The following is an 8948-nucleotide window of genomic DNA, read 5'->3' on the forward strand; positions in this document are numbered from 1 at the left end:
GTTTGCCGCAGTAAAATCTAAAAAAGTAAAAGAACTTTTAGGAAACATTCGCGATGAAAAAATGAAAGGGAAAAAGTTTAAAATTGAAGTTGCTCGGAAGGTTGTTAAGAAGGAGGAGTAGGTTTTAGGTAGTAGGTTTTAGGTTTTAGGTTGTAGGTAGCAGATTGCAGGTTTTGTTAAATAGAAAATAGTTTTTTATTTTGGTGGCGTAAGTTCTGCTTTGATTTCATCACTCAACGTCATTAAATTATTTTGACTTGGTGTTGCCCAATAAAAATTCCAATTTTTATCTTTTTGTAAGCATGCTTCAGTATAACTTTTGTGCTAAATTTCACTTAGTTAATTAAGAAGATTAATCTTCAGATTTAAATTGTTTCATTTCTGCTGTTGGTTCAATTGCGCTATAATCCTTCCATATTTTTGGATCATATTTCTTGATTTGTAGATAATTAAAATCTTTTTCTTTGATATTTTCTATAGCCAATTCGTTGCTTTCAGAATGATTGATGTTTAAATACTCTTGTTTTTCAAATGAATTTCCTTCTACTTTTAAATCAAGGTCAAAAATATCTTTTTCACCAGATGTTAATTCAATAAATTTCAAAGGTCGGTTTAAATAAAAGTATCTTCCAGATTCTTGAGCTGCATAATGCAGAATGTAGCCATTGTCAATAGTATTCTTTTTGTAAATAACAGTTCCATTACTAATGTTTTCTGATGATTTTACTCCTAGTAGCAGTTTTAAATTAAGACTGTTCAGTTTTTTGCCTTCTTCCAATTTGTAATCGGCTCTTATAACAGCAAAATCCGATTCAGAAATGTAAAGTGTTCCTTTGTACTTGGCTTTACTTTTCTTCGGTTTGAAACTTAGTTCATAAATAAGTTCTTCTTGGTCAGAAAAAGAAGCGCCTTCATATTTATACTCATAATTTTCTGGTGCATGAATAAAATCATATTTAGAAGTATTTGAAATACTATTGGAGTAAGTGAAAACATCTAGCTTGCTTTTTGCTGCAGTTAATTGATTTTTAGCACTTTTACTTTTTTTCTGATTATAATCTTTTCGTAAAGTAATAGTATCTCTAGAACCAAAAAGGCCACTTTTTACTCTGTAATATTTTGTAGAATCAAGGTGTTTTAATACAATATCTGTTGTTGATTTTTCTAAATCGTCTAAAGCAACTGCATTATTAGCATCCTTTAATTTAGTTGCTTTCATTACTTCCATTTTGGATATATAAAGATTTTTACCATCCTTTTTTGTAACATGAGAATATTTATTACAAATGAAATCTATGAAATGTTTTGGAGGATTTGTCTTTAATTTTGACGTAAAGGATGCCATTTGAGCATTGGCTGCTTTAAGCGCTTCTTTAGAGAATCCAGTTGATTTATCAATTTCTACATCTAGAATTTTTGGTTTAAAATTATTGCTTTCTCTAAAGAAAATTAGGTCTTTTTTAGGTTTAGAACTAGAAGGATAATTCGTTTTAAAATTTGCCTTAACATTAGCCATAATATCATAAGGACTTAGCTTTTTGTTTGAGACACTAACTTCGTTTAGTTCAAATATACTAGGCGCTAGCTTTACAATATTCTGCATTTTCTTTAAATCTTCAACCGTTATTTTTTGAACAACATAGCCAATGCAAGAAATGGTTAGTGAAGTTTTATCATCAATACCGTTTTCGGATAAAGTAAAATAGCCTTCTTCATTAGAAATACTATTTTCTTTCTCGTTAATACCAATATTAGCATAAGAAATGATTTCGCCAGTATTGGAATCGATTATTTTTCCAGTAATATTTTGGCCAAAAGCAGTGCAAATAATAAAAAGAAAAAGTAGTGAAAAGTTGTATTTTTTTTTCATGGCTGAAATTTAATGCTATAATTTGAAATTATTTTGATATTTATATTCTAACAGAATCCGGAACCAAAACTGTATAATCGCCACCATTTCTAAGCACATCACGAACAATACTTGACGAAATGTACGATGTTTTTGCAGCGGTTAACAGAAACACAGTTTCAATTTTAGACAATCTTCTGTTGGTGTGTGCGATGGCTTTTTCAAATTCGAAATCGGCTGGATTGCGTAATCCACGTAGGATGAATTCGGCTTTTTCTTTTCGACATAAATCAATCGTCAAACCTTCGTAAGTGATTACTTTTACTTTTGGTTCGTCTTTAAAAGCTTCTTCGATAAAGCGTTTTCGGTCTTCAAGTGAAAACATGTATTTTTTTTCGGCATTAATACCAATTGCAACAATTACTTCATCAAATAGTGAAATACCTCTTTTAATTATGTCGTAGTGACCGTTTGTAATTGGATCAAATGAACCTGGGAATATAGCTTTTTTCATTGGTTAGTTGTTGTCAGTTTTCTGTTGTCGGTTGTCGGTTGTCAGTTCTCAGTTCTCAGTTGTCGGTTCTCTGTTAACTGTTGTTTGTTATCTGAAATCTGTTATCTGAAATCTGTAATCTGAAATCTGTAATCTGTTATCTGAAATCTGTTATCTGAAATCTGTTATCTGAAATCTGTTATCTGTAATCTGTTATCCGAAATCTGTTATCTATTGCGAGTAAACTGATAACCGACAACTGACAACTGACAACGGATTTTTTATTTCTTCCAAATTACTTTTCTCTTTAAAGCTAAACTAATTTCGTTATCCAACAAATCACTCATTGGCATGTTGGAGTAAGCAGCTTGTTGCGGAAAAATACTTTGCGGTGATAAACCTGGATTGGTATTAATCTCTATGAAATGCGGAATATCGTTCATGATAATAAAATCTGTTCGTGAAAATCCTGACATTCCAAGTGCTTCATAAACTTTCTTAGCAGTTTCTTCTACACTATTTTTAATTTCATCCGATAAATTGGCTGGTGTAACTTCTTCAGATTTTCCTAAATATTTGGCTTCATAATCGAAGAAATCATTTTCAGATAAAATTTCGGTGATTCCCATCACTTTGGTTTCACCTTTATATTTGATAACACCAACCGAAACTTCTCGTCCTTTAAGATACGATTCAATTAAAATATCATTGTCTTCTGCAAAGGCAAAGGCCAAAGCTTTATCAAAATCGTCCAACGAATTTACTTTTGAAACTCCGAGTGAACTTCCCGATTGATTGGGCTTTACAAAGAATGGTAATCCTAATTCTTGAGCAACGTCTTTTCCATCAATAGTATCACCCTTTGATAAATAAATAGAATGGGCTTTCGGAATATTAAATTTTGATAAAACCGAAAGTGTATCACGTTTGTTAAAAGTCAAACTAGATTGATAAAATCCACATCCAGTATAAGGAATTTCTAATAATTCCCAGTAGGCTTGCATGTGTCCGTCTTCGCCTGGAGTTCCGTGAATAGTGTTCGAAATCACATCAAATGTAATAGTTTGATTGTCTTTTGTAAAAGAAAAATCTGCTTTATTAATAGGATATTTTGTGCCGTTGATTAAACAATACCAGTTATTTAAAAGTATGTGAACTTCAAATACTTGATATTTTGATTTATCTAAATTGTTTAAGATTAATTGTCCACTTCTTAAAGATATCACAGATTCGTCTGAATATCCACCCATAACAACGGCTACGTTCATTGATTTTAATTTTTAATACAATACAAATTTAGCATAATTGTTGAAACTAAAAATTATATCTTTGCGTCAAATACTAATTTTATGAGTTTCAGAAAATATATCACAAGTCGTGTCTTTTTAGCGCAACTTTTAGCGGCACTTGCAATTGTGGCAGTTCTTGCGTATTTGTTTTTTCATTGGATTACTTTTATCACCAATCACGGCGATGAAATTACAGTTCCCAATTTGAGTAAACTAAATCCAGAGCAAGTAGAAGAGAAGCTAGACGAATTAGATTTAGATTATCAAATAATTGATACTGTTGATTATAGATCAGATTTTCCAAAGTTGACTGTTGTTGAACAGGAACCAACTTCAGGCTCAAAGGTAAAAGGCGGAAGAACGATTTACATCAAATTGAATGCTTCTACTTTCAAAATGGTAGTGGTTCCAGATTTAATTGAGAAAACCTACCGTCAAGCCGTTCCAACATTAAAAGCGGTCGGTTTGCAAGAAGGTTCTATAAAATACGTTCCTTATTTAGGAAAAGATATGGTTCTTGAAATGTGGATTGGTGGTAAGAAAATCAAAGCAGGAGAGAAGGTTTTAAAAAATACAAAAGTAGATTTAGTTCTTGGAGACGGAAAAGTAGTATTTGACGAAAGTCAATTAGACACTGTTCCAAATACTGAAATTCAAATAGATAGCATTTCAAATGAACAATAATAACGAGGTTTTAGAACCAGAAGAAGAACTTTACGAACATTACAGATATGAGGTTGCCAAAGGTCAAGCACTTTTGCGAATTGACAAATATTTGATGTTAATGATTCCAAATGCAACCCGAAATAAAATTCAGAATGCGGCGAGCAACGGCGATATTTATGTAAATGATGTTCCTGTAAAATCCAATTATAAGGTGAAACCGCTTGATGTGGTTCGTATTTTATTGGCGCATCCACCGTTTGAAAACCGAGTTGATCCAGAGAATATTCCGTTGGATATTGTTTATGAAGACGATACTTTATTGTTGATAAACAAACCACCCAACTTTGTAGTGCATCCAGGTCACGGAAATTACACCGGAACTCTGGTGAATGCCTTGGCCTATCATTTTGAGAATTTGCCTTTAAACAGCTCAGAAAGACCAGGATTGGTGCATCGAATTGATAAAGACACCTCAGGACTTTTGGTAATTGCCAAAACCGAAATTGCAATGACGCATTTGGCAAAACAATTTGAAGATAAAACCACCGAAAGAGAATACATCGCGCTAGTTTGGGGAAATGTAAAAGAAGATGAAGGCAGAATTGAAGGAAACATTGCTCGTCACGTAAAAGACAGAATGCAAATGGCCGTTTTTGCCGATCCAGAAATTGGAAAACCAGCCGTTACTCATTACAAAGTTCTCGAGCGTTTTGGCTATGTTACACTAATTTCTTGTAAGTTAGAAACTGGTAGAACACACCAAATTCGTGTGCATTTAAAACACATCGGTCACACGTTATTCAATGACGAACGTTACGGTGGAAATTTGATTCTAAAAGGAACCACATTTACTAAGTACAAGCAGTTTATAGACAATTGTTTTAAAACCTTACCACGTCAGGCGTTGCATGCAAAGACATTGGGTTTTATTCATCCTACAACTAAAGAATACATGCGATTTGACACCGAATTGCCACAAGATATGCACGATGTTATAGAAAAATGGAGAAACTATTCTAAAAATGTGGCTTCAGAAGAAGAGGACGATTAGTATTTTTAGAACCTAAACTTTTGGCATTTTTTGTATCCCGAAGCTTCGGGACATTTTCCTGCCATCCATTACAATCTTTACATAAAAAAACCTGTTTCAACGCGAAACAGGTTTTTTTATGTAAAGGATTTCCATTGCTGTCAGGAGTAACGGTAAACTACTTCTTTATAGCTTCATCATATTTTTCACCCACTTTTTTCCAATTTACAACATCAAAAAAAGCATCAATATATTTCATTCTTTTATTCTGATAACCAAGGTAATACGCGTGTTCCCAAACGTCAATGGCTAAAATAGGTTTTCCAGAAATAGTTTGACTTGGCATTAAAGGATTGTCTTGATTTGGCGTACTTGTAACTTGTAATTTTCCAGCTTTATCAACAACCAACCAAGCCCAACCTGAACCAAATTGTTTGTTGGCAGCATCAGAAAATAACGCTTTAAAAGTGTCAAAAGAACCAAAATCTCTATCGATTGCTGTTGCTAACGAATCTTTAGGTTTGCCTTCGCCTTTTGGAGTTAGAATTTCAAAATATAAGGAATGGTTGTAATATCCGCCGAGATTATTTCTAAGTTCGGCATTACTCATGTCTAACTTTTTGTGAAGTTCTTCAATTGGTAGCGTTGCCAAATCGGTTCCAGCCAAAGCTTTATTTAAATTATTGGTGTACGTTAAATAATGTCTTGAGTAGTGAATTTCCATTGTCATTGCGTCAATGGTAGGAGCGAAGGCATCGTATTTAAAAGGAAGTTTTACAACATTAAACGCACCTTCGGCAGCTTTCACGTCTTCTGGATCGCCAATAGTCATTTTTTGTTCTGTTGTTGGTAACGGAACTTCTACGACTTCGGTTAGTTTCTTTTTTTTACAAGATGTTGCTAAAATAATTACTGAAAGCGTCAATACTAGCAAAACGCTTTTTTGATTAAGAACTTTCATAGGGATAATTTATTTATTTTTCTTGACTAAATCGGTAATCATTGTTATGTATTCTTCTTTGGCTTCTTCAATAGATAAATGACTTATTTGCATCCAAGCATTCATTTTAAATGCATTTCTTAAATCATAAACAGGAGAAACCCTAACATCAATTGTACCCATTGTAGATTGTTTGTACAAAGCATAAAGTCGGAGTTGAATGTCCTGCGGCAATTGAGATTGCGACATGGCATTAGCTTGTTCAACAGCTTCTTCAAATCGAGTATCTAAATCTTTTTCTTGCATTTATTTAGTTGCAATTATAGTTCTATTTCCAACAGCTTTTTGATTCAATTGAACGTTAATTGTTGTTCCAAGCGGAAAATATAAATCAACACGAGAACCAAATTTTATAAATCCGGCATCTTCACCTTGACGAACATGCGTTCCTTCTTCGGCATAATTTACAATTCGTTTTGCCAAAGCACCAGCAATTTGTCGGTACATGATTTCGCCAAAAATTCTGTTTTCAATTACTACAGTTGTTCTTTCGTTTTCTGTACTCGCTTTTGGATGCCAAGCTACAAGATATTTTCCTGGATGGTATTTGCTGTATTTTACTTTTCCGCTTGTTGCGTAACGCGTAACGTGTACGTTTATAGGCGACATAAAAATAGAAACCTGCAGTCTTTTATCTTTAAAATATTCTGGTTCGAATACTTCTTCGATAACAACCACTTTTCCATCAACTGGAGCAATAATAGTATGATCGTTTACTTCTAAATGTCTTTTCGGATTTCTAAAGAATTGTAAAACTGTGATTAAAAGCAATAATAATACTACTTGAAATGATTTTAAAATCCAATAATTGGTGATTACCTGTGGAGATAAAAGTAATAAAACCACAAATAATGTAGTTGAAATCAGGATGATTTTTGCGCCTTCTTTATGAAACATAACTTAAAATTTGATAAAATAAAAATACAAATGGTGCTACAAATATAACACTATCTAATCGATCTAAGATGCCTCCGTGACCTGGCATTATTTTTCCGCTGTCTTTTACTTCAGCTATTCGTTTGAATTTAGATTCTATTAAATCGCCAATGGTTCCCATAATTCCAACAAGAAGCGCGATTGTAATCCAAATTAATATTGATTTCTGACTGAATTCTGGACTTGCTCCAATGTAATATTTTGATATTAAAACTCCTGCAATAACTGCAAATATAACGCCTCCGAGAAATCCTTCGATGGTTTTTTTAGGAGAAATGCGTTCGAATAATTTATTTTTTCCAATAGATTTTCCAACTAAGTATGCGAAGGTATCATTAGTCCAAACCAAAATAAACAATCCGATAATAATTTTAGGATTATAATCGTTGATACCAAATGAAATTTTGGTGATGAATATAAAAGGTAGAATGATGTAACCAAGTAAATACAAGTATTTTGACGAAGTACTTATTTTTTGAACATTATCATAAAACAAAAACAAAATGCACTTAATAGAAGTAACTAAAGTAATAACTAGTAGCACCAAATTTAATGTATTGGTGTTTATATTTAATTCGTAACTTCCATTAAAATTGGTGTTTAATGCAGTAACGGTTTCTTTTCTATAATGACTTATCAATGTAATCGATAGATAAAAAAGAAGCGCAAATACTATAGGAAAAAATTTCTTTATCTGAATTAAGGCACAGTATTCATAAACAGCAATGATTAGGAAAATCCCAAACAAAATAAAAAAACTTTCTTTAGAAAATAGGATAGAAGCGAGTAATAAAACAATATAGACAGCTCCAGAAATTCCTCGTTTTAGAGTTTCATTCATGTTTACAAATCTTCTAGTAGAAGCAAATAAAGATTTTTAGCAGAACTTCCATAGGTCAAGAAATCTTCATCTTGTACCTTTTCAAAATATTTTATAGTCGTAATATTTGTTGGATAATCTTTGTCGTATTTTTTCTTTATAACACGCAATCCATCACTTTTAGTCTCAAGAATCTGACTTGTAGTGGCAAGAATTACAATGTTGTCTGGAAGTTCGTTTGGTTTCTTTTGCTTAATTTGATTGGATGAAAATAATACAGAACCTTCGTCTGCAATTAAATTTTCGCAACCAGCCAAGAAAAAGTTCGGTTGCGTTGGATTTGTATAGTTTAATTTATTTTCTTCTAATAAACTAAATAACTTAGGATCGTAACATAAAGCATCACCTTCAAACCAGTCGTTTTCTTCGAGTATATTTTCGAATTGGTCTCTCACTTCTGATAGATTTTCGCAATAAATAAACTTACCTCCATTTTTTTTAAAATTGAACGTAAATAATTCATCAACAGGTAAATTGATTGCTTTTGGAGCGTTATATTCGCTTTGGTTTCCTTCATCGGAATCATCGTTACTAGAACCAAATAATTTTCTGAAAAGACTCATATAATATAATAGAATTGGTATTTTATCACTTGAAAACCTTCAAAGATAAAAAAATCTTAATTCAAAAGCATTTTTTGAATTAAGATTTTTAATATTTTATTTTAAGTAACGTTTAAGCTAAAACTTCTGTCGTTTCTTCGGTGTCGTTTCCGAAAGGTCTTTTTCCGAAAATTGTTTCTAAATCGTCTTTAAAAATGACTTCTTTTCCTATAAGAATATCGGCAAGTTGCATTAACTTATCT

General features: G+C 32.3%; 10 protein-coding genes. 2 read left to right on the forward strand and 8 right to left on the reverse strand.

The window, feature by feature from the left end; genetic code table 11:
* Positions 1-352: 352 nt before the first annotated feature.
* The 3 genes from DIU01_RS15475 to DIU01_RS15485 form a co-directional block, all read right to left on the reverse strand.
* Positions 353-1870 carry a carboxypeptidase-like regulatory domain-containing protein gene (locus DIU01_RS15475; RefSeq protein ID WP_290836026.1) on the reverse strand — a complete coding sequence of 506 codons (1518 nt, stop codon included), beginning with the start codon at positions 1868-1870 and terminating at the stop codon, positions 353-355.
* Between the two features lie 40 nt (positions 1871-1910).
* On the reverse strand, positions 1911-2363 hold the full coding sequence (gene coaD, locus DIU01_RS15480) for a pantetheine-phosphate adenylyltransferase (protein WP_290836028.1): 453 nt from the start codon (positions 2361-2363) through the stop codon (positions 1911-1913).
* A gap of 260 nt (positions 2364-2623) precedes the next feature.
* The gene (locus DIU01_RS15485; RefSeq protein WP_290836030.1) at positions 2624-3610 is read right to left on the reverse strand and encodes a D-alanine--D-alanine ligase; all 987 of its coding nucleotides are present in this window, start codon (positions 3608-3610) and stop codon (positions 2624-2626) included.
* A gap of 81 nt (positions 3611-3691) precedes the next feature.
* On the opposite strand from DIU01_RS15485, the gene DIU01_RS15490 reads away from it, so the two are divergent.
* Both DIU01_RS15490 and DIU01_RS15495 read left to right on the forward strand, forming a co-directional pair.
* Positions 3692-4315 (forward strand): PASTA domain-containing protein, encoded by a 624-nt coding sequence (locus DIU01_RS15490; protein ID WP_290836031.1) that lies wholly within the window; start codon positions 3692-3694, stop codon positions 4313-4315.
* A complete protein-coding gene (locus tag DIU01_RS15495) occupies positions 4305-5348 on the forward strand; it encodes an RluA family pseudouridine synthase (RefSeq protein ID WP_290836033.1) in 1044 nt (347 codons plus the stop codon). The genes DIU01_RS15490 and DIU01_RS15495 overlap by 11 nt, the downstream gene beginning before the upstream one ends.
* 157 nt (positions 5349-5505) lie before the next feature.
* Here the strand turns inward: DIU01_RS15495 and DIU01_RS15500 are convergent, their stop codons facing one another.
* Genes DIU01_RS15500 through DIU01_RS15520 form a run of 5 tightly spaced genes read right to left on the reverse strand, consistent with a single transcriptional unit; the run spans position 5506 to position 8706 of the window.
* Positions 5506-6288: a superoxide dismutase gene (locus DIU01_RS15500; protein ID WP_290836035.1), complete on the reverse strand. Its 783-nt coding sequence runs from the start codon at positions 6286-6288 to the stop codon at positions 5506-5508.
* Positions 6289-6297: 9 nt separating this feature from the next.
* Positions 6298-6573 carry an acyl-CoA-binding protein gene (locus tag DIU01_RS15505; protein ID WP_290836037.1) on the reverse strand — a complete coding sequence of 92 codons (276 nt, stop codon included), beginning with the start codon at positions 6571-6573 and terminating at the stop codon, positions 6298-6300.
* Positions 6574-7224 carry a phosphatidylserine decarboxylase family protein gene (locus DIU01_RS15510; RefSeq protein WP_290836039.1) on the reverse strand — a complete coding sequence of 217 codons (651 nt, stop codon included), beginning with the start codon at positions 7222-7224 and terminating at the stop codon, positions 6574-6576.
* Complete coding sequence (locus tag DIU01_RS15515; RefSeq protein WP_290836041.1) at positions 7214-8104, reverse strand: phosphatidate cytidylyltransferase; 891 nt, start codon at positions 8102-8104, stop codon at positions 7214-7216. The genes DIU01_RS15510 and DIU01_RS15515 overlap by 11 nt, the downstream gene beginning before the upstream one ends.
* A gap of 2 nt (positions 8105-8106) precedes the next feature.
* Positions 8107-8706, reverse strand: a complete 600-nt coding sequence (locus DIU01_RS15520) for an LUD domain-containing protein (protein ID WP_290836043.1) — start codon at positions 8704-8706, stop codon at positions 8107-8109.
* Between the last annotated feature and the right edge of the window lie 242 nt (positions 8707-8948).

The sequence above is a fragment of the Flavobacterium sp. genome, assembly GCF_003525665.1.
Lineage (GTDB): Bacteria > Bacteroidota > Bacteroidia > Flavobacteriales > Flavobacteriaceae > Flavobacterium.